This is a genomic window from Dietzia massiliensis (assembly GCF_018390595.1).
Taxonomy (GTDB): Bacteria; Actinomycetota; Actinomycetes; order Mycobacteriales; family Mycobacteriaceae; genus Dietzia; species Dietzia massiliensis.
The window spans coordinates 1-21,738 of sequence record NZ_JAHBAV010000046.1 but is presented as its reverse complement, the minus strand read 5'-3'; the positions used below and the strand labels follow the sequence as shown (position 1 = coordinate 21,738).

Annotated in this window: 18 protein-coding genes, 1 tRNA gene, 1 other RNA gene and 1 pseudogene; 9 read left to right on the top strand and 12 right to left on the bottom strand. The window is 71.5% G+C overall.

Going from position 1 to position 21,738, the window contains the following annotated elements; genetic code table 11:
- Positions 1–43 precede the first annotated feature (43 nt).
- The 4 genes from KHA85_RS12545 to KHA85_RS12530 all read right to left on the bottom strand — a co-directional run bounded on the left by KHA85_RS12545 (position 44) and on the right by KHA85_RS12530 (position 1,839).
- Entirely contained in the window at positions 44–598 is a 555-nt protein-coding gene (locus KHA85_RS12545; protein ID WP_213186031.1) for a NuoB/complex I 20 kDa subunit family protein, read from the bottom strand.
- Between the two features lie 28 nt (positions 599–626).
- A complete protein-coding gene (locus tag KHA85_RS12540; RefSeq protein ID WP_108846452.1) occupies positions 627–986 on the bottom strand; it encodes an NADH-quinone oxidoreductase subunit A in 360 nt (119 codons plus the stop codon).
- A gap of 241 nt (positions 987–1,227) precedes the next feature.
- Entirely contained in the window at positions 1,228–1,632 is a 405-nt protein-coding gene (locus KHA85_RS12535) for an Rv3143 family two-component system response regulator (RefSeq protein ID WP_213186030.1), read from the bottom strand.
- A gap of 119 nt (positions 1,633–1,751) precedes the next feature.
- Positions 1,752–1,839, bottom strand: a tRNA-Ser gene (locus KHA85_RS12530).
- 96 nt (positions 1,840–1,935) lie between these two features.
- Between KHA85_RS12530 and ffs the strand changes: the two genes are divergently transcribed.
- The 5 genes and pseudogenes from ffs to recR all read left to right on the top strand — a co-directional run.
- Positions 1,936–2,030, top strand: an RNA gene (gene ffs, locus KHA85_RS12525) — signal recognition particle sRNA small type.
- A gap of 63 nt (positions 2,031–2,093) precedes the next feature.
- Positions 2,094–3,368: an aspartate aminotransferase type Ic gene (locus KHA85_RS12520; protein WP_213186029.1), complete on the top strand. Its 1,275-nt coding sequence runs from the start codon at positions 2,094–2,096 to the stop codon at positions 3,366–3,368.
- 533 nt (positions 3,369–3,901) lie between these two features.
- Positions 3,902–6,568: a DNA polymerase III subunit gamma and tau gene (locus KHA85_RS12515; RefSeq protein ID WP_213186028.1), complete on the top strand. Its 2,667-nt coding sequence runs from the start codon at positions 3,902–3,904 to the stop codon at positions 6,566–6,568.
- 135 nt (positions 6,569–6,703) lie between these two features.
- Complete coding sequence (locus KHA85_RS12510; protein WP_007632582.1) at positions 6,704–7,039, top strand: YbaB/EbfC family nucleoid-associated protein; 336 nt, start codon at positions 6,704–6,706, stop codon at positions 7,037–7,039.
- Between the two features lie 113 nt (positions 7,040–7,152).
- Positions 7,153–7,758 (top strand): annotated as a pseudogene (gene recR, locus KHA85_RS12505) (recombination mediator RecR); the annotation flags it as partial.
- A gap of 153 nt (positions 7,759–7,911) precedes the next feature.
- Here recR and KHA85_RS12500 read toward each other — a convergent pair.
- The 3 genes from KHA85_RS12500 to KHA85_RS12490 all read right to left on the bottom strand — a co-directional run bounded on the left by KHA85_RS12500 (position 7,912) and on the right by KHA85_RS12490 (position 11,434).
- The gene (locus KHA85_RS12500) at positions 7,912–8,841 is read right to left on the bottom strand and encodes an amidohydrolase family protein (protein ID WP_213186026.1); all 930 of its coding nucleotides are present in this window, start codon (positions 8,839–8,841) and stop codon (positions 7,912–7,914) included.
- A gap of 383 nt (positions 8,842–9,224) precedes the next feature.
- Positions 9,225–10,085 carry a type 1 glutamine amidotransferase gene (locus KHA85_RS12495; protein WP_213186025.1) on the bottom strand — a complete coding sequence of 287 codons (861 nt, stop codon included), beginning with the start codon at positions 10,083–10,085 and terminating at the stop codon, positions 9,225–9,227.
- Positions 10,082–11,434: a MurT ligase domain-containing protein gene (locus tag KHA85_RS12490; RefSeq protein ID WP_213186024.1), complete on the bottom strand. Its 1,353-nt coding sequence runs from the start codon at positions 11,432–11,434 to the stop codon at positions 10,082–10,084. The genes KHA85_RS12495 and KHA85_RS12490 overlap by 4 nt, the downstream gene beginning before the upstream one ends.
- A gap of 175 nt (positions 11,435–11,609) precedes the next feature.
- Between KHA85_RS12490 and KHA85_RS12485 the strand changes: the two genes are divergently transcribed.
- The 3 genes from KHA85_RS12485 to KHA85_RS12475 all read left to right on the top strand — a co-directional run bounded on the left by KHA85_RS12485 (position 11,610) and on the right by KHA85_RS12475 (position 14,487).
- On the top strand, positions 11,610–12,551 hold the full coding sequence (locus KHA85_RS12485; protein WP_213186023.1) for an exonuclease domain-containing protein: 942 nt from the start codon (positions 11,610–11,612) through the stop codon (positions 12,549–12,551).
- Between the two features lie 134 nt (positions 12,552–12,685).
- Positions 12,686–14,047 carry an aspartate aminotransferase family protein gene (locus KHA85_RS12480; protein ID WP_213186022.1) on the top strand — a complete coding sequence of 454 codons (1,362 nt, stop codon included), beginning with the start codon at positions 12,686–12,688 and terminating at the stop codon, positions 14,045–14,047.
- Between the two features lie 8 nt (positions 14,048–14,055).
- Entirely contained in the window at positions 14,056–14,487 is a 432-nt protein-coding gene (locus KHA85_RS12475; RefSeq protein ID WP_061229682.1) for a phage holin family protein, read from the top strand.
- Positions 14,488–14,577: 90 nt separating this feature from the next.
- Here the strand turns inward: KHA85_RS12475 and KHA85_RS12470 are convergent, their stop codons facing one another.
- The 5 genes from KHA85_RS12470 to KHA85_RS12450 all read right to left on the bottom strand — a co-directional run bounded on the left by KHA85_RS12470 (position 14,578) and on the right by KHA85_RS12450 (position 20,390).
- Complete coding sequence (locus KHA85_RS12470) at positions 14,578–15,678, bottom strand: peptidoglycan recognition protein family protein (protein WP_213186021.1); 1,101 nt, start codon at positions 15,676–15,678, stop codon at positions 14,578–14,580.
- A gap of 246 nt (positions 15,679–15,924) precedes the next feature.
- On the bottom strand, positions 15,925–17,784 hold the full coding sequence (leuA, locus tag KHA85_RS12465) for a 2-isopropylmalate synthase (protein WP_213186020.1): 1,860 nt from the start codon (positions 17,782–17,784) through the stop codon (positions 15,925–15,927).
- Positions 17,785–17,943: 159 nt separating this feature from the next.
- A complete protein-coding gene (locus KHA85_RS12460; protein ID WP_213186019.1) occupies positions 17,944–18,381 on the bottom strand; it encodes a GNAT family N-acetyltransferase in 438 nt (145 codons plus the stop codon).
- Between the two features lie 124 nt (positions 18,382–18,505).
- Entirely contained in the window at positions 18,506–19,303 is a 798-nt protein-coding gene (locus KHA85_RS12455) for a trypsin-like serine protease (protein WP_082767814.1), read from the bottom strand.
- A gap of 88 nt (positions 19,304–19,391) precedes the next feature.
- On the bottom strand, positions 19,392–20,390 hold the full coding sequence (locus KHA85_RS12450) for a DMT family transporter (protein WP_213186018.1): 999 nt from the start codon (positions 20,388–20,390) through the stop codon (positions 19,392–19,394).
- Positions 20,391–20,461: 71 nt separating this feature from the next.
- Between KHA85_RS12450 and KHA85_RS12445 the strand changes: the two genes are divergently transcribed.
- Positions 20,462–21,724: an aspartate kinase gene (locus KHA85_RS12445; protein WP_063972171.1), complete on the top strand. Its 1,263-nt coding sequence runs from the start codon at positions 20,462–20,464 to the stop codon at positions 21,722–21,724.
- Positions 21,725–21,738: the final 14 nt, after the last annotated feature.

Below are 21,738 nucleotides of genomic sequence, written 5' to 3'. Positions count from 1 at the left end.
GAGCGATCCGGGGTGTGGCCGGGGCGGTCGGGGGTGCGCTCGGTCATCGGAACATCCCCTCGACCGGGATGAGCGGACGTTCGTCGAGCGCGGCCCGCTCGGCCGCCCGGATCGCCTCCGCCCGGTTGGTGCCCAGCGGCATGTTCTGGATCTTGTCGTGCAGCGTGATGATCGCGTGCATGAGCATCTCCGGCCGCGGCGGGCACCCGGGCAGGTAGATGTCGACGGGCACGATGTGGTCGACGCCCTGGACGATCGCGTAGTTGTTGAACATCCCGCCCGACGACGCGCACACGCCCATCGAGAGCACCCACTTGGGCTCGGCCATCTGGTCGTAGACCTGGCGCAGCACCGGGGCCATCTTCTGGCTGACGCGGCCCGCGACGATCATGAGGTCGGCCTGCCGGGGCGACGCGCGGAACACCTCGGTGCCGAACCGGGCCAGGTCGTAGCGGCCACCGCTCGTGGCCATCATCTCGATCGCGCAGCACGCCAGGCCGAATGTCGCCGGCCACAGCGAACCCTTGCGCATGTACCCCGCGAGCTGCTCGACCGTGGTCAGCAGGAAGCCGGCCGGCAGTTTCTCCTCGAGTCCCATGACCGCTCTCCTCTCGACGATTCCCGGGTCAGTCCCAGCTCAGCCCGCCGCGCCGCCACTCGTAGGCGTAGGCGACGGAGACGTTGACGACGAACAGTGCCATCGCGGCCAGGCCGAACACGCCCAGCTGGTCGAAGTGGACGGCCCACGGGTAGAGGAAGAGGATCTCGATGCCGAAGATGATGAACAGCATCGCCGTGAGATAGAACTTCACCGGGAAGCGGCCGCCGCCGACCGGCTGCGGAGTGGGCTGAATGCCGCACTCGTAGGCCTCGAGCTTTGCGCGGTTGAAGCGTCTCGGCCCCGCCACCGAGGACACCACCGAGGAGAAGACCGCGAAGGCGACGGCCAGGGCCCCCAGGACCAGGATGGGCACGTACTCGTTCATGACCGCATCACTCCTCGCGCTTGAGCGTCAGAGGCCGCCGGTGGGCGCGCCTCTGCAGGCAACCGCTGTGGGAGGTCGGGCGTCCGGATGTGGGGTTCCGGCCGTCCGACTCCCCGGCGGGCCGGTCTCTTCCCGGCCCGTGAGTGTGACTCTACTCACACTGAGTTGACGTATGTCCGGAGTTCGGCCGAACAGTGTGTCGGGGCAGCTCAGACGGCGTGGCGGGCGCGCGCGGCGGCGCTCAGGCCGGGGCGAGGAGCGCGTTGACGGTGTCGCGGAGACGCAGCGGATCGATCGGGTGCGGCACCGAGGCGTCGGCCCGCGACCAGTCGGCGAGCCAGCGGTCGTCCGCGCGGCCGATCAGCACCAGTAGAGGCGGGCAACGGTCGAGCTCGTCACGCAGCTGCTTGGCCAGGCCCAGCCCGCCGGTGGGGGTGGCCTCGCCGTCGAGGATCGCCAAGTCGATGCCGCCGGCGTCCATGTGCTCGACGACGACCGGTGCCGTCGCGACCTCGACATAGTCGAGCCGGGGCAAATCCGGATGCGGGCGGGTGCCGAGGGCGGACATGACGCGACCGCGGGTGGCGGCGTCGTTGCTGTAGACGAGCACCCTGAGGGCGACGTCGTGGCCTGCGGTCTCGGTCACGATCGCGACTCTACCCACGGCGCGGGGCGGGGCCGGGTGAATGGACGGCCGAGCCCGTCGCGGGCGCCGAAATGAGCGACGCGGCCCGGTGCTCGCCGAGCTCCGGGCCGCGTCCGCGGCGGAGGATAGGGGATTTGAACCCCTGAGGGGCTATAAACCCCAACCCGCGTTCCAGGCGAGCGCCATAGGCCACTAGGCGAATCCTCCGTGGAGGACAATACCGAGGAAGGCCGAGCGGAGGCAAACCGTCGTCCTCCGGGGTGGGTGGCGTGCGGGCTAGGGGGTGGCCCGGCTAGACTCGTACCCGGACCCCGCGCGGCGTCCATCCTGTGAACTCCCCCAGGGCCGGAAGGCAGCAAGGGTCAGCGGGCTCTGGCGGGTGCGCGGGGTCCCCTTATGTCTTGGGACATGTCTTAGGGCACCAACACCACCGATGTAGTCGACCCACGCCGGAGGCCACCGTGGCGCTGTCCGATCTCCCCGCCGACGAACTCGCTCGCCTCGAGTCGCGACTGGCCGCCGAGTACGACGCGCTCGCGGACAAAGGCCTCGCCCTGGATCTCACCCGCGGGAAGCCCTCGCCCGAACAGCTCGATCTCTCGGAGGGGCTGCTGTCCCTGCCGGGGGAGGGGGACCACCTGGCCGGCACGACCGACGTGCGTAACTACGGCGGCGGCGCCGGGCTCCCCGAGCTGCGGTCGATCATCGCAGAACTGTTGGGCGTCGAGACGGGCCGGGTGATCGCCCAGGACAACGCCAGCCTGTCGATCATGTACGACCTGCTCGTGTTCTCCATGCTGTTCGGCACGCCCGACTCGCAGCGGCCCTGGAAGGACGAGCCCACCCTCCGCTGGCTGTGCCCGGTGCCCGGGTACGACCGGCACTTCTCCATCACGCAGTCCCTCGGCATCGAGATGATCCCCGTGCCGCTCGGGCCCACAGGTCCGGACATGGACGAGGTCGAGCGCCTCGTGGCCGCCGACCCGTCCATCAAGGGCATCTGGTGCGTGCCGATCTTCGCCAACCCCACCGGCGCGGTCTACGACGACCACACCGTCTCCCGCCTGGCGCGCATGGCCACCGCCGCCCCTGATTTCCGCGTGGTGTGGGACAACGCCTACGTCGTCCACACGCTCACCGAGGACTTCCCCAAGGTGCCGGACGTGGACGCCCTGGCCGCCGAGGCCGGGCACCCCAACCGCTTCTGGCAGGTCTGCTCGACCTCCAAGATCACCTTCGCCGGCGCGGGCGTGTCGTTCCTGTCGTCGTCCTCGGCGAACCTGGACTGGTACCTCGGCCACACCTCCGTGCGCACGATCGGCCCGAACAAGGTCAACCAGCTCGCGCACGCGCGCTTCTTCGGCGACGCCGAGGGGGTGCGCGCCCACATGCTCCGCCACCGCGAGGTGATCGCGCCGAAGTTCGAGGCCGCGGCCGCCGCGCTGACCCGCCGTCTCGGCGAGTACGACGTCGCCCGCTGGACCCGACCCGAGGGTGGGTACTTCATCGACCTCGAGGTGGTCGACGGGACCGCGACCGAGACCGTGCGCCTGGCCAAGGAGGTCGGGGTCGCGCTGACCCCCGCCGGCTCGGCCTACCCCTACGGGCAGGATCCCGACGACCGGCACATCCGCCTGGCGCCCACCCTCCCGCCGCTCGCCGAGGTCGAGACCGCGATGGACGTGGTGGGTCTGTGCGCGCTGCTCGCGGCGTGCCGCGCGGCGCTCGCCGGCTGACGTCCCGGTGGGCGGGACCGCTGTAACAGTTGCCTCGCTAACGTTAATCCGGGTTCTTACCGGAGTGGACTCCGATCTGCGGTCGGCCCGGCGCTCAACCCCGAAGTGACCAGCGGATCTAGCTGCGAGTGATCTCAGACACGTTCCCGCATGCTGGGCACTGCGTATCGAAGGATAGGTAACCGTGTGACATGCACAAACGCGTGGCGGGGCGATTGTTGAGCAATTGTCAGCAACAGCAACGCCTTGTCCCGCGAGTGGGTCATCTGGTTGTATCAATTCCGTCCGGGCCAGAGGGATGCGGACATCGGAGTACAGCTGAGGGGCTGTGAGGGGCCGGTGTCAGGTATCGGTTCGGGAACCGTGCTGCGGGGGTCTGAGGGGGCCCGATCCGCGCGCGAGGGACGTCGGGAGGGGCTGCGCCAGTCGCGGCCCCTCCGGTCATTTCTGCTGAAAAGCGCGCCCACCCGCGGGGCGCCCGTCGGGACGCGATCGATCTCATCGTCGTCGTACCCCCTGGGTACCCTCTAGGCGTGGCTCTCTATCGGAAGTACCGCCCCGCCTCCTTCGCCGAGGTCGTGGGCCAGGAGCACGTCACCGAACCGCTGTCGGTGGCGCTGTCCTCCGGTCGTATCAACCACGCCTACCTCTTTTCCGGCCCGCGCGGCTGCGGCAAGACCTCGTCCGCCCGCATCCTCGCGCGCTCGCTCAACTGCGTGCACGGGCCCACGGCCACCCCGTGCGGTGAGTGCGACTCGTGCGTGGCGCTCGCGCCCGGCGGCAACGGGACGCTCGACGTCACCGAGCTCGACGCGGCCAGCCACGGTGGCGTCGATGACACGCGTGACCTGCGCGAGCGGGCGTTCTTCGCGCCGGCGTCGTCGCGGTACCGGGTCCTCATCATCGACGAGGCCCACATGGTCACCAATGCGGGCTTCAACGCGCTGCTCAAGATCGTGGAGGAGCCGCCGGAGCACCTCATCTTCATCTTCGCCACCACCGAGCCGGAGAAGGTGCTGCCCACCATCCGCTCGCGCACGCACCACTACCCGTTCCGGCTGCTCACTCCGTCGTCGATGCGGGGGTTGCTCGAGCGGATCTGCGACCAGGAGGGCGTGAAGGTCGAGCCCACCGTGTTCCCGCTGGTGATCCGCGCGGGCGGGGGCTCGCCGCGTGACACGCTCAGCGTGCTCGACCAGCTCATGGCCGGCGCCGGCGAGGAGGGCATCACCTATCCGCGCGCGGTGAGCCTGCTGGGGGCCACCGAGGTCGCGCTCATCGACGACTCGGTGGACGCCCTGGCCGCCTCCGACGGCGCGACCCTGTTCCGGACCGTCGACAAGGTCGTCGAGGCGGGGCACGACCCACGCCGGTTCGCCGCCGACCTCCTCCAGCGGCTGCGCGACCTCATCATGGTGCAATCCGTGCCGCAGGCGATCGAGCGCGGGCTGGTCGACGCCCCGGTCGAGCAGGCCGAGACCATGAGGCGGCAGGCCGAGCAGATCGGCCCCGCCACCCTGGCGCGGTGTGCGGACATGGTGCACGAGGGCATGGCGTCGATGCGTGGGGCCACCTCGCCGCGGCTGCTGCTGGAGATCCTCTGCGCCAAGCTGCTGCTGCCGTCGGCCGATGATTCCATGGCCGCCCTGCTCCAGCGCGTCGAGTCGTTGGAGTCGGGGGCCGTGCGCCCTGGCGCCGCGCCGGTCGCCGCGGGTGGCGCTGGTGGCGCGCCCGCGCCGGGTGGCGGGGTAGGGGGCGACGACGACGAAGCCCGCACCGGCTCTGCCGGCGGGCCGGCCCCGCAGTCCGCGGCGCCGGCGGGGGGGCGCCCCAAGTTCGTCCGCCGGTCGCAGCAGCAGGCCGCGGAGGCCGCAGCGCAGCCGGCGCCGCCCGCCGCCGCGCCGGCGGGCCAGGGTGTGCCGGCTGTCGCGCCGCCTGCGGCTCCCACGCCTGCCGCACCGCCTGCGTCCGCGGGCCAGGGTATGGCGCCTGCCGCGCCACCCGCCGCGGAGCCCGCGCCGAGTGAGCCGGCCGTGGCTGCCGATCCGGCCGCGCCGGCCGTGCCCGGCGAGTCCGTCGCCGAGCAGCAGGCGGACCATCAGTCGTCGCCGCCCGCCGGCTCCGGGGAGCCGTCACAGGAGCCGCCGCAGCCGCCGGCGTCCGCTCCCGCCCCCGATGCGGTTGCCGCGGCGTCCGCCCCGGATCCGCGGCAGCCGGCGGTGTCCAGCCGGGAGCCGCAAGACCAGGCCCCGGAGCCGCACGCCCACGTCCACGCCCAGGCTCCTGCCCGTCCCGACTCGGGCAGCCCGTCGCGCACGGACCGCCCGTCGGCGGAGCCGACACCCGCTCCCACTCCCGCTCCCGCGCCCGACGCGGGATCGGCGGCGGAGACCGACGACCCGTGGCGGGACCGTCCCGCTCAGCAGCTCGAGCCGGGGGCCCCGTCGCAGCCCGCGCAGCAGTCCTCCGCCCCGGGCTCGCAGTCGCCGACGCCCACCGATCCCGAGTCGGGCCCCGAGGCCGCGCCCGAACCCGGACAGCCGGCGGCTGCGGCTTCGGCTCCCGGTATCGAGGCCGAGGACATCCGCCGCGCGTGGCCGGCGATCCGCGAGGCCGTCCGTACCCGCACCCGCACGGTCGAGGTGATGCTCGCCGGCGCGACGGTCGCGGGCGTGGACGGCCGGGTGATCCACCTGGTCCACGACTACGCGCCACTGGCCAAGCGGTTGTCCCAACCGCACAACGCGACCGCGATCACGGACTCGATCACGGAGGTCGTGGGCGGCGACTGGACCATCCGCTGCACCTCCGGAAGCGCGCCCGCAGGTGCCGGAGGCACCCCGGCCGCCCCGGAGGCGGCTCCACCAGCACCCGGGCGGGGGTCCTCCGCGGGCCCTACTGACGCCCCCGGTTCTCCCCGACAGGGTGAGCCGCGGGGCTGGGAACGTCGTCTCCGCGCCGCGGACGCCCCGCAGGGCGAGAGCGGCGGCCGAGGTGGCTACGACGATATCCCGCCTCCGCCCGAGGAGCCCGACCCCGAGCCGGGCGAACCGGACAGCCCGCCCCCGCCGCCGGTCAGCGAGGACGAGATGGTCGACGAGGCACGGAGCGGCCCCCAGAATCTGGACCACCGCACCGGCGAGGACATCGCGTTGGCCCTGCTCAAGGAGCACCTCGGGGCCCGTCCGCTCGAGCGCTGACCCACCCGGCCCGCCGCGCGCCGGGGCACGGTGTCCCAGCTGACGGTTACGCTGGACGTCGACCGACCGGGGCCGCCCCGGCAGGACCAGGCACGACCGCACCACCGCCCGCACACCGCCGAAAGGACCCCAGCCATGCAGCCCGGACCCGACATGAACGCCCTGCTCCAGCAGGCCCAGCAGATGCAGGCCCAGCTCGCCGAGGCGCAGCAGGAGATCGCCGCGAGCACGGTCGACGGGCAGGCGGGCGGCGGGCTCGTCACCGTCTCCATGCGCGGTACCGGCGAGGTCACCGGCGTGACCATCGACCCGAAGGTCGTCGACCCCGAGGACGTCGAGACGCTGCAGGACCTGCTCGTCGGCGCGTTCGGCGACGCGCACACCAAGGTTCAGGAACTCGCGGAGTCCCGCCTCGGGCCGCTCGCCTCCGGCGGCGGCCTCGGCGACATGATGGGCGGCCTGGGCATGTGAGCCCGCGGGACCCGGTGTAGCGCCGGGTCCCGCCACCCGGGGCCGCCGCGCCCCGGGGCCCGCCACCCGACGACGCAACCGTCGCCGGGCCAGCAAGAACACAGGAAAGCGCGATGTACGAGGGACCGGTCCAGAACCTGATCGACGAGTTCGGCAAGCTGCCGGGCATCGGGCCGAAGTCCGCGCAGCGCCTGGCGTTCCACCTGCTGCAGGCCGAGCCCGAGTCGGTCGAACGCCTCCGCTCCGCGCTGCAGGCGGTGGTGGAGGGCGTCACCTATTGCGAGGTCTGCGGCACCGTCGCGGCGGCCGAGCGCTGCCGTATCTGCTCCGATCCCCGCCGCGACCCCACCCTCATCTGCGTGGTCGAGGAGCCCAAGGACATCGAGGCCATCGAGCGCACCCGGGAGTTCCGCGGGCTCTACCACGTGCTCGGCGGCGCGCTCGACCCGATTAACGGCATCGGACCCAACGAACTACGCATCGCCGGACTCATGCGGCGGGTCGGGGCCGAGGTCGAGGGCGAGGAGATCGCCGAGATCATCATCGCCACCGATCCCAACACCACCGGCGAAGCGACCAGCACTTACCTGGCCCGCCTCCTGCGACCGTTCCCCGACCTCATCGTGAGCCGCCTGGCCTCCGGCCTGCCCATGGGCGCCGACCTGGAGTTCGCCGACGAGCTCACCCTGGGCAGCGCGCTGTCAGGGCGTCGCATCCTCTCCGGTGGCCCCGCGCAGCCGGCGCGATCGGGCGGCGTGCTGCGGCCCGAGCAGGTCGACCCCGCGCAGCCGGCCGTGCCCGCCCCGGACACGGGCGCCTCGGCCGCGGCCGATCCCGCCGCGGACCCGGAGATCGGCTACCCGGGCACGGAGTCAGAGGCCGAAGAGTCGCGCGGCGTTTCCGTGCCACACCGCCCGTAGCCAGTCCTCGCCCAGCCCGAGCCCGGCCAGGGCCCCGAGCTGATGGGCGTACGGGTACGGGATGTTCGGGAAATCGGTGCCCAGGAGCACCTTGTGGCCCAGGTCGGCCAGCCGAGCACGCTCGGCAGGCGGGAAGGGCGTGGTCTCCTCCACGAAGTCCGTGAAGGCCATCGTCGTGTCCAAATAGACGTTCTCGTACCGCTCGGCCAGATCGAGGAAATCCGAGTACTCGCCCATGCCCATGTGGGCGACGATCAGCGGCAGCTCGGGGAAGCGCTCGAGCACGTCGGCCACCGGCTCAGGACCCGTGAACTCGCCGGCCACCGGGCCCGAACCGCAGTGGATGACCGTCGGCACCTGCGCCTCGGACAACACGCCCCACACCGGGTCGAGCAGCGGATCCCGGGGGTCGTACTCGCCCACCTGGATGTGCGACTTGAACACCCGCGCCCCGGCATCGACGGCATCGCGGACGTAGGCGCCCGCCGTCGGCTCGGGGAAGAACGTCGCCGTGTGCAGGCAGTCGGGGTGGCGAGAGGCGAACTCCGCGGACCACGCGTTGAGCCACGCGCCCATGTCGGGCTTGTGCGGGTACAGCATCGACGAGAACGCCAGCACCCCGTACGACCGCAGCCGCTCGACGCGCTCGTCCTCGGCCTCGCGGTAGGTGATGGGCCACGGGCGGCCGATCTTGGGCCCGGCGGCGTCGAAGTAGTCCCACACCTTGGCCATCACGCGCGGGGGCATGAAGTGCGTGTGCACGTCGATGATGCCCGGCAGCCCGAGTGGCTCCCACATCGCGCGGACCTGCGCCGCCTCGACGGCGGGATCGGGAGGGGTCACGGACCCGGTGAGGGTGGCGGTGCCGTGGTGTTCACACATGCGTCCGAGGGTATGCTAGCGAACCCGGCCCGCCCGGGATTCGCGGCGCGGACTCCCGCGCCACCCCCGACGCGCAGGCGGGCCGAGAGACGGGCGGGCCCGGTCCCGGGTCTCGGGTCCCGTGTCACGTGCCACGGGCCGCGGTGCGCTCACCTGGGCCAGCGACGCCGCCTCAACCCGCAACGCCACCTCTACCCCCAACGCCGCCTATCGGATGGAGCTACGCCTACGGGGCCCCATAGGTGGAGTTCCACCCGATAGGTGGCGGGACGGGCTCGATGCCGAAGGGACGGGCCTGATGTCGAGGGCACGAAGCGGCAGGCGGCGCAGGTCCACAGCGTCGCTGATCAGCGCCGGGCGGCGCAGGCACCCGGAGAAGCTGCTCAGCGCCGGGCGGCCGCGATCCGCTCCCGGCGCAGCCGCTCCACCGCCGGCACCTCGACCGGCGGCAGCGAGGCCACGCCCAGCGCGCGGCACAACAGCAGGTCGGCCAGCTCGGGATTGCGGGCCAGCACCGGCCCGTGCATGTAGGTGGCGATGATCGAGCCCTGCACGACGCCCTCGACCAGCCCGCCCGCCGGCACGGACTGGCCGTCCGGCACGCCGTTGCCGACGCCTGAGGTGACGCGACCCAGGGGAGCGGCGTCCGGGCCCAACACGGTGGCGCCCATGTGGTTCTCGAAGCCCGTGAGCGGCTGCGTCAGTCCCGCGACCTGCGGCGCCACCACCAGCTCGCCGATCGAGCGGGTGGCCTGCGGCGAGGTGGTGACGTCCAGCAGGCCGAGCCCGGGCGCGCGCGAGCCGTCCGAGACGACGAACCACTCACCGAACACCTGCATGCCGGCGCAGATCGCCAGCACCGGCGCCCCGCGCTCCACCGCGCGTTGTAGACCCGGCGATGCGGAAAGGTGCCGGGAGGCGAGCTTCTGCGCCGCGTCCTCGCCGCCGCCGACCGTGTAGAGATCGCACGAGTCGGGGACGGCGTCCTCGAGGGTGATCCGCACGATCTCGGCGTCGTAGCCGCGCCACCTGAGCCGCTGACGCAGGACCAGCGAGTTGCCGTCGTCGCCGTAGGTGCCCATGACGTCGGGCAGGACCAGCCCGATCCGCACCGTCGACTCGGTGGGCCGGGCCGAGTCCGGGGCGACGGTGTCCAGCGGGGAGGCGGACGCGCCCTCCCGGCGGGCCCCCGCGTCGCGCGGGTCCGGATTGCTCTCGCCGGCGTGATGCTCGCTCATCGTCACTGCTCCTTCCGGGCGGCCGGGGAACCGGTCTCTGCGCTCGCGGAACCGGGCCCCGCGCCGACGGGACGGTGCCCGGCGGCGGCCATGGCCCGCCCGAGGTCACGGAACGCCGTGTAGTTGGCCAGCACCTCGACCCGTCCCGCGGGACAGCGCCGGATCGCGGCCAGCGGATCCGGCTCCAGCTCGTGGCGGACCCCGGCGTAGGTCAGCCGCACCGAGAGGTCGGCGGCCCGCTCGCCCGAGGCGTACACGGTGACGCCCTCGAAGCTCTCGAACCGCACGTCCCACAGCCATGACAGGTCCACACCGTCGGCGACCTGCCCGTTCACCGCGATCACCAGGCCGTCGGCCGACGTGTCGATCATGCCCAGCGCCTCCTGCCAGCCGGCCGGGTTCTTGGCCAGCAGCAGGTGCGCGGACCGCCCGTCCACGTCGACCGTCGAGTAGCGGCCGGCCACGTCGTCGACCTGCTCGACCGCCCGGACCGCGGCGGCCGGGTCCGCGCCCATCGCCACCGCGGCCGCCACGGCCTGGGCCGCGTTGCCGCGGTTGGCCCGCCCCGGTATCGCCAGGGACAGGGGAGCGGTGAACCCGTCGGGGCCGTGGATCGCCTCGTCGTCGACCCACCAGTCCGGCTCGGGCCGCGCGAACTCCCGGCCGTCGGGCAGGGTGCCGGTCGACCGCCACCGCACCGCGCCCGTCTCGTCGATCGTCCGCGTGATCGGCTCCCCGGTGCGCGGGCAGCTCACCGAGTCACCCGCCCACGCCGACCCGGCCGCCACCCACACGACCTCCGGGTTGTCGTAGGCCACCGAGGTGATCATGACATCGTCGCAGTTCGCCACCACCGTCGCCTGCGGCTGCGCGGCCACCCCGGCCCGCAGCCGCCGCTCGATCGCGTTGATCTCGCCCACCCGGTCGAGCTGATCCCGGCTGAGGTTGAGCAGGACGATCGCCTCCGGGGAGGTGTTCTCCGCGACGGCCGGCGTGTGGAGTTCATCCACCTCGATGGCCGCCAACCCGGCCACACTGTCGGCCACGAGGGCGGAGACGATCCCGGCGTCCATGTTGTCGCCGCCGGTGTTCGAGGCGACCCGGCCCACGGTCGACAGGGCGGAGGCGACCATCCTCGTCGTCGTCGATTTACCGTTGGTCCCCGTGACCAGCACCGTTCGCCGGCCCGCCGCGAGTTGGCGCATGAGACCCGGGTCGAGTCTCAACGCCACGAGGCCGCCGATCATCCCGCCCGACCCGCGCCCCGACACCCGCGACGCCCAGGTCGCGAGACGGGAGACGGCCACGGCCGCCCGGCCGCGGGGGGTGAGTGCGGTGATCGCGCGGGAGGTCATGCGACGAGTCTAGGCAGGCCGCCCGGTCAGAACGGCGCCGCACCGCCGACCACCGCCACCCCGACCGCGAGGTACGACTCCAGCGCGACACCGACACCGCGATGACGCGCGCGTGAACGCCATGACCTGCGGCGGTGGCGATCGGGATGTCGGAGGGGTCTGCGACCATGGGTGCATGTCGGGTTGGGTCGTGGTGGACGTCGAGACGTCGGGGATGACGCCGGCGGTCGACCGGGTGTTGTCGGTGGCCGCCGTGGTGATCGGTGACGACGGCGAGGTGGTCGAGGAGTTCGCGACCCTGCTCAACCCCGGGGTGGACCCGGGGCCCGTCCACGTGCACGGCCTCACCCCGGCCCTCCTCGCGGGCAAACCACGCTTCCAGGACGTGGCGGCCGAGTTGGGCCGGGTGCTGGACGGGAGGACGGTCGTCGCCCACAACGCGGCCTTCGACGCGTCGTTCCTCGCCGCCGAGGCCAGGCGGGCCGGGCTCGCGCCGCCGCTCGAGCGGTTCGTGTGCACCCTCGACTTCGCCGGCCGGCTCCACCTGTCGACCGCCGACCTCAAACTGTCCACGCTGGCCGCCCACTTCGGCGTGCACCAGCGGGCCGCGCACGACGCCCACGACGACGCCCTCGCGCTGGCCGGGGTGTTCGCCGGTCTGCTCGAGGTGGCCGCCGCGAAGGGCGTGCGCCCCTCGGTCCGCGAACTCGACGCCATGGTGGCCCACCCCGAGACCGGGTATCTGGTGTCCACGGTGTGGGCGGAGGCCCTCGCCGCACCCAGGCTGTGGCGGCCGGCCGGGAGGCTGAAGCAGGGCGGCGGGCTGGTGCAGGGCATGGAGGTGGTCTTCACACAGGACGTGGATCGCGACCCGGAGGAGATCGTCTCCCTCGTCGTCGACGCCGGTCTCTACGTGGCCGACCGCATCTCGTCTCGCACCTCACTCGCGGTGTGCGACGCACCCGGCGCGGTGCGCGGACGCACCGCGTTCGCGCGGAAGAAGGGGCTCGAGCTGGTGCCGTACGCCCGGTTCGAGGAGATGCTCGCCGACGTCGCCCCCGGCCGGCCCGTCGCCGGCGCCCAGGCCGTGGACAGTGCGCAGGAGGCGCTCTTCTGACGGCGTCGGTCTACGCACCGGGCGACGGCGGCCGCAGCAGCTGATTCCGCATCGTGGAGCGCTCGTCCGGGAGGGCGGCGCGGAACTGACATGATGGCCGTGGACAACGCCGTCGACCACAGGAGTACTTCCCCGTGCCCGCACCCCAGAACGCCGCCGCCCGAGAGGTCTACGAGAAGGAACGTGCCCACGTCCTGACCCCGTGGTCGGCCTGGGGCACGACCGACCCGATGGTCGTCACCGCCGCCGAGGGCTGCCACCTGACCGACGGCGACGGGAACCGTCTCCTCGACTTCACCTCGCAGCTGGTCAACACCAATATCGGCCACCAGCACCCGGTGGTCGTCAAGGCGATCCAGGACCAGGCCGCCGAGCTGTGCACCATCAACCCGGCTCACGCCAACGCCGCCCGCGCCGAGGCCGCCCGCCTCATCGCCGAGGTCGCGCCCGCCGGGATGAACCGCGTGTTCTTCACCAACGCCGGCACCGAGGCCGTCGAGCACGCCGTCCGCATGGCCCGCCGCCACACCGGCCGCCACAAGACCCTCTCGGCGTTCCGCAGTTACCACGGGGCCACCACGACCTCGATGAACCTCACCGGCGACACCCGGCGCTGGGCCAACGACATGGGCAACACCGGAGCCGTCCACTTCCACGCCCCGTTCCTGTACCGCTCACAGTTCTACGCGGAGAACGAGAAGCAGGAATGCGACCGCGCGCTCGAGCATCTCGACTCGCTCATCGCGCTCGAGGGGCCCGACCACTTCGCCGCGCTCATCATCGAGTCGGTGCCCGGCACCGTCGGCATCATGGTGCCGCCGGCCGACTACCTCCGGGGCGTGCGCGAGATCTGCGACAAGTACGGCATCGTCATGATCTGCGACGAGGTCATGTCCGGCTTCGGCCGCACCGGCGAGTGGATGGCCCTCGACAACTTCCGGTCCGGCGACGACGACTGGGCGCCCGACCTCATCACCTTCGCCAAGGGCTCCAACTCCGGGTACGTCCCGCTCGGCGGCGTCATCCTCCACGACCGGATCGCCGCGTCGTTCGAGACCACGCCCTACACCGGTGGCCTCACCTACGCCGGGCACCCGCTGGCCTGCGCGTCGGTCGTCGCGACCATCAACCTCATGCGCGACGAAAAGATCGTCGAGAACGCGAAGATGATCGGCGAGGACGTGATCGGCCCGCGCCTGCGCGAACTCGCCGAGAAGCACCCGTCGATCGGCGAGGTCCGCGGCCTCGGCGTGTTCTGGGCGGTGGAGATGGTGGCCGACCGCGAGACACGCGAGCCCCTCGCCCCCTACGGTGGATCCTCGGAGGCCATGGCGCGCACCTTCGCGACCGCGAAGAAGGACGGGCTGCTGCTGTTCATGAACTACAACCGCTTCCACGTGGTGCCGCCGTGCATCATCACACCCGACGAGGCCCACGAGGGGCTGGACATCTTCGACCGCGCGCTCGACGTGGCCGATGAGTATGTGAGGAGCTGACTCTTCCGATGGCGCTGGTACTGCGGCTGATCGTCAACGCCGTCGCCCTGTGGGTGGCGACGCTGATCGTGCCGGGGATCGCCCTGCACGACACCACCGGCATCTACGCGCCCGGCGCCGGCGCCATCGAGAACGAGGTGAACGTCCCGACCATCACCGCACTGCTCATCGTGGCGGTGGTGTTCACGCTGGTCAACGCAGTGGTCAAGCCGATCGTCCAGCTGCTGTCCCTACCGCTGACCATCATCACGCTGGGGCTGTTCCTGCTGGTCGTCAACGCGCTGATGCTCATGCTGACCGGCTGGATCACCACGACGTTCCAGCCGTTCGGGGCCGAGTACGTGGTCAGCGGGTTCTGGGCGGCCTTCTTCGGAGCGATCGTGGTCGGTCTCGTGAACTGGGTGTTCGGGATGCTCCTGCCCACGCGCGCCCGCGACTGATCGGCGCTGAGGGCCCGGCGCGGCCGCGAGCCGCGGCCGCGCGCTGCGGCCGCGCGCTGCGACCGCCCTGCCCGCGCGGCCCGGCCGCGGTCAGGAGCCGAAGGCCGCCGAGGAGATCGCGGTGGGCGTCCAGCCGTTGGCCGCGTGGTCGCGGATGAACTGCATCTGCGGGTAGAAGGAGTTGCCCGGGCACGCGGTGCCGCCCCAGTCGCGGTGGCCCGAGACCGCCATCATCGCTCGTGTCGCGCCGCCCTGCGGGTTGCGGTACGTGATGCCCGCCCGCGGGTTGATGCCCGTGGCGTTGCACAGGGCGCGCACGCAGTCGATGGTCGCGCCCACGGCGGCGGCGGTCGGCGGCGCGCCGGTGAAGTCGCCCAGCAGGCTGATGCCGATGTTGCCGTTGTTGAAGCCGCCCAGGTGTCCGGCGGTGACCACCGGGGGAGCGATGCCCGCGACGGGCGGGAACTGGAACACCGGGTTGCCCACCGGCGTGCCGCCGCGGCCCTGGTAGATCCGGCCCTCGGGGTCGATGAGCAGGTGGTACCCGACGTCGCCCCAGCCCAGGGTGTTGGCGTGGTAGTTGTAGATCGCCCGCACGCTCGCGGCGCGGTCCGGTCCGGGCACGACCGCGGTGTGGTGGATCGTGATTGACTGCGCGGGGAAGTAGGTCGGCGCCCACCGGAATCCGGAGACGTCCCCGGCGCCCCACGCGGCACGCGGGATGATCGGCAGGCCGGCCAGGCCGATGCTGCCGAGGCTGTAGTTGCGCGGGGTGCCCCGGCCGTCGTCGAAGACGGTGGCCTCCGAGCCCGCGGGAGCGTCCACCTCGTAGCCGACGGCGCCCTCGGGCGCGGCGACGAGCTCGGCGGCGGGCGTGCTGCCGGCATCCGGAGCGGAGTCCATCGCCTCGAGCGGGAGCCAGTCGCCCACGGAGCCGTCGGGGAACGCGAACCGGATGCGGCCGGCGATCTCCTCCGGGCTCGGGAACGTGACGCCCACGAAGCCGAGCGGGCCGTTGGGCTGGATCATGCCGCTGCCGGTGGAGATCGACTGCATGAGGTCCTGAGCCACGCCGAGGGAGCCGGTGGTGAACGGGTTGGCCCCGGCTACGGGACCGCGAACGGAGGAGGCGACGGCGGCGCCCACGCCGACCGATGCGGCTGTAAGGAATCCACGGCGTGTCACGGACATAACAGCTCCAGACTGATGTTTACGGACGGCAGACGCCATACCTATCGGCGCGACCCGTCGCCACATTACGCGCTTGTTGTAATCGGATCGAGACCATCGTTACCGGAGTGATACACGCGACAAATGAGGTTCGGGGGGCGCCGTGGGTACACGAAAAGACCGTTCCGCACACCTTCACTCGGGTGATGTGTGCGGAACGGTCTTCTCGATGGTCGGGGCCGCGCCAGCCCGCCGGGCCTCAGCCCGTCACGGGGCCCAGGTACGCGCGCCCTCGACCGAACCCACGGCCTCGGCGCCCTCGGCCTCGTCGGCGTACGCACGGTTCACGGCGGAGACCACGGCGCGCAGGGACGCGGTGGTGATGGAACCGGCCCGGCCGACACCCCAGAAGACCCGGTTGCCGAACTGCACCTCGACGTACGCGGCTGCGGTCGCGTCATCCCCGGCGGTCATCGCGTGCTCCGAGTAGTCGAGGATGCGCACCTCGTCGTCGAACATCTCGTTCAGGGCGGCGACGAACGCCGCCAGGGGGCCGTTACCGGACCCCGTCAACTCGCGCGTCTCGCCCTTCCACTTGATGACGGCCTCGATGAAGTCCTCGCCGTCGTCGGTCTCGGCCGGCGAGAGCACCTGGGACATGCGCTCCATGGGCGAGATGCGGTCCAGGTACTCGAGGGAGAAGATGTCCCACATGGCCTTGGGCGTGACCTCGCCGCCCTCAGAGTCGGTGACGTTCTGGACGATCTGTGAGAATTCCATCTGCAGGCGCCGCGGCAGCTGCAGGCCGTAGTCGCTCTTCATGATGTAGGCGACGCCGCCCTTGCCGGACTGCGAGTTCACGCGGATGACGGCCTCGTAGGTGCGGCCCTCGTCCTTCGGGTCGACGGGCAGGTACGGGACCTCCCACGTGATGTCGGTGATGTCCTCGCCGCGGGCGTCGGCCTCGGCCTGCAGGGCGTCGAAGCCCTTGTTGATGGCGTCCTGGTGCGAGCCGGAGAACGCGGTGAAGACCAGGTCGCCGCCGTAGGGGTGACGCTCGGGGACGGGCAGCTGGTTGGCGTACTCGACCGTGCGGCGGATCTCGTCCATGTCGGAGAAGTTGATCTGCGGGTCGACGCCGCGGGTGAGCATGTTCATGCCCAGGGTCACCAGGCACACGTTGCCCGTGCGCTCGCCGTTGCCGAACAGGCAGCCCTCGATGCGGTCGGCACCGGCCTGGAAGGCCAGCTCGGCGGCGGCCACGCCGGTGCCGCGGTCGTTGTGCGGGTGCAGCGACAGGATGGTCGAGTCGCGGTGTGCCAGATTGCGGTGCATCCACTCGATCTGGTCGGCGTAGACGTTGGGCGTGGCCATCTCGACCGTCGCCGGCAGGTTGATGATGATCGGGTTCTCCGGCGTCGCGCCCACGACCTCGGTGACCGCGTCGCAGACCTCCTTGGAGAAGGCCAGCTCGGTGCCGGTGAACGACTCGGGGGAGTACTCCCAGCGCCAGTTGGTGTCGGGGTAGTCCTTCGCGATCGACGTGACCAGCTCGGCGGCGTCGGTGGCGATCTTCTTGATGTCGTCGCGGTCCTTACGGAAGACGACCTTGCGCTGGAGGATCGACGTGGAGTTGTAGAAGTGCACGATCACGTCAGACGCGCCCTCGCACGCCTCGAAGGTGCGGCGGATGAGGTCCTCGCGGCACTGGACCAGCACCTGGATGGTGACGTCGTCCGGGATCGCGTCGTCCTCGATGATCTCGCGGACGAAGTCGTAGTCCGTCTGCGAGGCGGAAGGGAACCCGACCTCGATCTCCTTGTAGCCCATGCGCACCAGCAGGTCGAACATGCGGCGCTTGCGCGCGGGGCTCATGGGGTCGATCAGGGCCTGGTTGCCGTCGCGCAGGTCCACGGCGCACCACTGGGGGGCGTGGGTGATGACCTCGTCTGGCCAGGTGCGGTCGGGCAGCGAGACGTCCTCGACCTCCTCGACGAACGGCCGGTACCGGTGCCACGGCATGGAGGAGCCGCGCTGTTTGTTCCACGACGGCTGGTCGGGGCGGCCGGGCTTGGAGGGGGGCGTCAGGGTCGACGACGACGAGACGAAGGCGTCAGCGGGATTCATAGCGGGGGCTCAACTTCCGTGGAGTTCGATCGTTTCAGGATCGGACCGGCGCGACGAGATCCCGCGACGGGGAGCCGGTCCGCTCTAGCGGGCCCCGCCGCGGCATCCAAGAAGGAGCACGCGCTGCATGCAGGTCACCATACACCTTCCCGCCAGACGTCACGGAATCGGAATGACGAAGGTGGTGAGGCCGGCGGTGACGTCGTTCGGGGTGCGCAGAGGGGAGCCGGGGCACAGGTCCCGGACGTCGTCGTCGTGCATCGATCCCCAGACGCGTCGACAGCCGGCTTCCTCGGCCACCGAGACGGCCTTTTCGACGAGCCGGTGCGCGATGCCCTGGCGGCGCAGGTCCTCGCGGACGCGGATGCCGTAGACGAACAGGTCGGGGCTGTCTCCCAGGTGGCCGGTCTCCACGGCGACGAGCATCGCCACCGGGACCCCGTCGTGGAGGGCCATCAGGAGCAGGTTCGAGCCGCGGTCGAGGAAGTCCTGCGTCCACTCGGCGGTGGGCGGGGAGTCGAACAGGTCGCCCGCGGACAGCACGAGGTCCAGGTCTGCGCGCGAGGCGCGACGGATCAGGAGCTCCGGCGGGGTCATTTCTCCAGTGTGGCAAATAGCGCCGTGGTTCGGCACGGGCGCGTCGCCGGCGCACGTCGCGGGGTCGGGGCGGCGGGTCGGTCGGCGCATCTGTCTGCGTCTCGGGTGGGGGAGGGGCCCGCTGTCACCGGTGGGTGATCATCCAGTCGATCCACCCGTTCTGGGCCGGGATCGATTCGTACCACGCGGGGTTGGTCCCGTTCGGCTGGCGGCGACCGTGGTCGGAGCCGGAGTGGATGCCGACGAGGCGGTCGCCCTGGAAGACGGGCCCGCCCGAGTCGCCGAGGCCGTAGCCGCCCTCGATGGTGTGCGAGCGGCCGATCCGGGAACCGCCGCGGGGCTCCATCCGGTCGAGGCGGGTGAGCCCGGTGCGCAGGTCGGCCGAGCGTAGGCCGCGGGGGGTGGTCTCGCCGAAGCCGTGGAAGCGCAGGACGGCGCCCGGGGCGGGGTCGACGCCGGCGCGCAGGACGGACGGCGACGGCGCGGGGTGGCGGAGCTTGATGAGCATGAAGTCCCCGGCGGGGGCCTTGTAGACGGCTTCCGGGGTGTGACGGCCGAAGCTGCCGGTGTCGAGGGAACCGAAGGCGCCGACGACCTGCGGGGTGGCGAGCGGGGCGGTGGTGGCGAAGCCGCCCGGCACGGTGGCCCAGTTGCCGAACCCGAGGGTGTAGGCGTTGGGGTCGGTGGGGCCGCAGTGGGCGGCGGTGGCGACCCAGCGCGGGTGGACGACGACTCCCGAGCAGGGCGCGCCGAGCACGCCGCCGAAGGTGGTGATCTGCACTGCCCACGGCGCCGGGCCCGAGGGTGCGCCGCCGACCACGGCGCCGGCGGTGGGGGCCGTGACCGCGAGCGTGGCGGCGACTGTCCCGACGGCCGCGCCGATCGCTGAGAGAAGCCGACCTGTGTGACGTGTGAGGCGCATGTGATTCAGCTTAGGCGATCGGGAGGCGAGGTCGGGCCGCTCGGCGAGAGTGCTCATGGCGGGAAAATCGCGTCCGCCGGTGCCCGCGTTACCGCGAGGGCGGTTCAGGGCGCGTGTCGGGGGGTATCACCGACGGTGTCCCGGACGGGGTCTCGGCCGCCGTCCCAGGCGGCGTGCCCGACGCTGACTCCGACGTGTCCGCCGACGCGCCCGACCCGTTCACCGACCCGTCAACTGACGGCGCCGGGTCGACCTCCTTGTGCGCGAGCCGTACCGTCGCGACGACCATGACGATGAGCGTGACTGCGAGGATCGCCAGCTCGGGGCCGTCGACCGCGAACCATTCGCCGAGGACCACCACGCCGAGCGCGAGCGAGACCACCGGCGTGGTGACGGTCGAGGCGGGGACGGCCTGGTGGACGCCGCCGGCGGAGAACGACATCTGTTGCAGCGTCAGCGCGAGGACGGCGGCCACGACGAGCCCGTACACCTCGCCGGTGGTGGCCACGAGCAGCGGTCCGCCCTCGTAGAACCGGTCGGCGACGCCCTTGGTGAGGAGCGCGACGTAGGCGAACGCGGTGCCGCCGGCCACGCCCAGCAGCAGGGCACGGTTGCCGTCGGCGCGGAGCGCGCGGGAGAGACGGAGGAGGACGACGACGACGAGGACGCCCGCCGCACAGGCCAGTGCCCACTGCCACCAGGGCGGATGTGCCTCCCCACCGGTGGGCCGGCCGTAGATCACCAGCACGACCACGCATCCCGCCAGGACGTGGCCCCAGAGCAGTTCGGTCTTGGTGACCCGCCGCCCGGTCACCCATGCGCCCAACGGGAGGGCGAAGGTGAGTGAGAGGACGGTGATCGTCTGGACCAGGATGAGCGAACCGTAGATCAGCGCCAGCCCCTGGAACACGAAGCCGGCGAGGCTGATGGCCATGCCGGTCCACCAGTACCTGCTGGTGAGGATGTGGAAATCGCCCTCGCGTCGACCCTGCGCGCGGCGCGGTGAGCGGTGCCGCATCACGGTGCCGAAGGCCTGGCTGAGGGCGGAGGCGAGGGCGAGGAGTACTGCCGCCCAGGTTTCAGTCATCACTCATGAGTAAACACCTCCCGTAAAGTGGGTCTGCGTTAAGCCGATCAACACCGGAAGGGTGTGACCGCGTGGCACTCGTAGTGCAGAAGTACGGCGGCTCCTCCGTGGAGTCCGCAGAACGTATCCGTCGGGTGGCCGAACGGATCGTGGAGACCAGGAAGGCGGGCAACGACGTCGTGGTCGTCGCCTCGGCCATGGGCGACACGACCGACGAGCTGCTGGACCTGGCCGACCAGGTCTGTCCCTCGCCGCCGCAGCGCGAGATGGACATGCTGCTGACGTCGGGTGAGCGCATCTCCAACGCGCTGCTCGCGATGGCCATCAGCTCGTTCGGGATGGAGGCCTACTCGTTCACCGGGTCGCAGGCCGGCATCATCACCACCACCCGACACGGCAACAGCCGAATCATCGACATCACCCCGGGCCGTGTCCGCGAGGCGCTCGATCAGGGCAAGATCGCCCTCGTCGCGGGCTTCCAGGGCGTGTCGCGTGAGACCCGCGACGTCACCACCCTCGGCCGCGGCGGATCCGACACCACGGCGGTCGCGATGGCCGCGGCGCTGGGCGCGGACGTGTGCGAGATCTACTCGGACGTCGACGGCATCTACACGTCCGACCCGCGGATCGTCCCGAACGCCCGCAAGCTCGACACCATCTCGTACGAGGAGATGCTCGAGATGGCGGCGGTCGGCTCCAAGATCCTCAACCTGCGCAGCGTCGAGTTCGCCCGCCGCTACCACGTGCCGCTGCGCGTCCGCTCTTCGTATTCGACCAACCCGGGCACTCTCGTGGCCGGAAAAGTGGAGGACATCCCCGTGGAAGACGCAGTCCTGACCGGAGTCGCTCACGACGCCTCGGAGGCCAAGATCACGGTGGTCGGCATCCCCGACCAGCCGGGGTACGCGGCCAAGATCTTCCGCGTCGTCGCCGATGCCGAGATCAACATCGACATGGTCCTGCAGAACGTCTCCAAGGCGGAGGGCAAGACCGACATCACCTTCACGTGCCCGCGCGAGGTCGGCGCCAAGGCGGTCGAGGTGCTGTCCAAGGCCAAGGACGATCTGGGCATCGACCAGGTGCTCTACGACGACAACGTCGGCAAGGTCTCCCTCGTCGGCGCGGGCATGAAGTCGCACCCGGGCGTCACGGCCACCTTCTGTGAGTCGCTGTCCGAGGCGGGTATCAACATCGAGCTCATCTCGACCTCGGAGATCCGCATCTCGGCGCTGGTCCGCGAGGACGAGCTGCCCGACAGCGTCCGTGCCCTGCACGCGGCGTTCGAGCTGGGCGGCGAGGAGGAGGCGCAGGTTTACGCGGGCACCGGCCGCTGACCCACGCCCCACCC